We start from the raw sequence: 2,188 nt of genomic DNA on the forward strand, positions 1-2,188 counted from the left end.
TGATGGCGCTCTGTGAATAGGGCCAGTCCTGCTCTCTGAAAATCCCCAGTTGGGTGTCCTGTCGGCGCGTCGTTTGCGCTGGTCAACGACCCTCGGGTGACGGTTTCGGTGTTGATCACCGTGGACCGTCGCTGGAGGGTGGATGCTCTCGCTGGAGGAAGACGTGGAAGCGCAGGCGCTGCGCGATCAAGGCTGGTCGATCTCAGCCATCGCCCGACATCTCGGTCGTGACCGCAAGACCATCCGCCGGTACCTGTCCGGCGAACAGGAGCCCGGCAAGCGCAAACCCGCAGGTCCGGACCCGTTCGACCCCTTCGTGGCTTACTGCCGGACCCGGCTTGCCGACGACCCGCATCTGTGGGCGTCCACCCTGCTCGACGAGCTCGCCGAGCTGGGCTACCGCGGCGGCTATTCGACCTTCACCCGCGCGCTGCGCCGCCACCAGCTGCGCCCGCACTGCGAGCCCTGTCAGGTCGCTCGCGGCCGGGACGTCGCGATCATTGCCCATCCACCGGGCGACGAGACCCAGTTCGACTGGGTGGAGTTGCCCAACCCGCCAGCGGATTGGGGTGTCGGTCGGCACGCGCATCTGTTGGTCGGCGCGCTGGCGTATTCGGGCCGGTGGCGTGGTGTTCTCACTGAGGCCGAAGACTTCCCGCATCTCATCGAGGCCCTCGACGCCGTCGTGCGCAAACTCGGCGGCACCACTCACGACTGGCGCTTCGACCGCATGGCGACCGTCTGCTACCCGTCCACGGGCCGGCTGACCGCCGCGTTCGCCCAGGCTGCCAAGCACTACGGAGTCCGCTCCGTGGTTTGCCCGCCGCGACGCGGGAACCGCAAAGGTGTTGTGGAGAAGGCGAATCACTCGGCCGCGCAGCGATGGTGGCGCACCGTCGCTGACGACGCGACCATCGCCGAGGCGCAAGCCGGGTTGGACCGGCTCGCGGTCAAGCTCGACGATCGCCGCCGGGTCCGCGACGGCGAACCCACCACTGTCGCCGCGCTGGCCGCCGAGGAGGCGCTGCGGCCGCCGCCGCTGGTGGCGTTCCCCGCCGAGTTCGACGTGACCCGGATCGTGACACCGCAGGCGCTGGTTTCCTTTCGTGGCAACCATTATTCGGTTCCTCCGGGACTGGGCGGTGCCGCGGTTCAGGTCCGTCACCGGCTCGGCGCGGACGAGCTGCGCATCGTCACCGCCGGCGGCGCGACAGTCGCGCTGCACCACCGTGCCCTCGATGGCGCCGGGCGGCTGATCCGCGACGACGGGCACGTCGCCGCGCTGGAAAAAGCCGCGCTGGGCGCGTTCACCACGGATCGGCCCTGCACCCACAAGACCCGCCGTCCGCCCTCGGCGGCGGCGTTGGCCGAAGCGGCACGACTGCGCGGCCTGCCTGCGACGGGGCCCGCGGCCCACGTCGTGATCGATCTGTCCGCCTACGCGGCCACCGCCGCCAAGCTCGACAGCGCGCCCACCAAGGAATCCAGGAAAGGTTGAACCTGTTGTCTGCCAACAAATCCGCGCCACAGATGAGCGAAGCCCGCCGCTACCAGCAACTGCGCGCGCACTTCTCCTACCTCAAACTCGACAACGCCGCCGAAGCCCTGCCGAGGGTTCTCGATGAGGTCCGGCACGAGAACCTGTCCATGACCGCCGCGCTCGAGCGGCTGCTGGAGATCGAGGTCAACGCCACCGAAGCCCGTCGCCTCGCCGGACGGCTGCGGTTCGCTTGTCTGCCCGATCCCTGGACTCTGTCGGATTTTGACTTCGCCGCGCAACCCGGGGTCGACGAGAAGCTGATCCGGGACCTCGCGACGCTGCGTTTTCTCGACGACGCCTCGAATGTGTTGTTCGTCGGGCCGCCGGGGGTTGGGAAGACGATGTTGACCACCGCGCTGGCGCGCGGCGCGGCCGAGGCCGGGCACCGGGTCTACTTCACCACCGCCGCAGACCTTGCTGCTCGCTGTCACAAGGCCGCAGTCGAGGGGCGGTGGGCGACCTGCATGCGGTTCTTCGCCGGACCGAAGCTGCTCGTGATCGATGAGCTGGGCTACCTACCGCTGCCTGGCGACGGGGCGTCGGCGTTGTTCCAGGTGATCAATCAGCGTTACCTGAAGTCGTCGACGATTTTGACGACAAACGTCGGGATTGCTGACTGGGCAACAGCTTTCGGTGACGCCACTGTCG

2 protein-coding genes are annotated in these 2,188 nt (G+C 68.3%); both read left to right on the forward strand.

Annotation, left to right across the window (positions count from 1 at the left end):
• The first annotated feature begins 142 nt into the window (after positions 1-142).
• Positions 143-1,498, forward strand: a complete 1,356-nt coding sequence (istA, locus tag H5411_RS46240) for an IS21 family transposase (protein ID WP_183127992.1) — start codon at positions 143-145, stop codon at positions 1,496-1,498.
• Positions 1,499-1,503: 5 nt separating this feature from the next.
• A partial coding sequence (gene istB / locus H5411_RS46245; RefSeq protein ID WP_246370528.1) for an IS21-like element helper ATPase IstB occupies positions 1,504-2,188 on the forward strand: 685 nt, incomplete at its 3' end.

This window comes from Amycolatopsis echigonensis (genome assembly GCF_014174495.1).
In the GTDB taxonomy this organism is placed as follows: domain Bacteria; phylum Actinomycetota; class Actinomycetes; order Mycobacteriales; family Pseudonocardiaceae; genus Amycolatopsis; species Amycolatopsis echigonensis.

Bases quoted from the DNA above. Each gene is read 5' to 3' on its own strand.
- istA (WP_183127992.1), top strand. From the start codon at position 143: ATGCTCTCGCTGGAGGAAGACGTGGAAGCGCAGGCGCTGCGCGATCAA.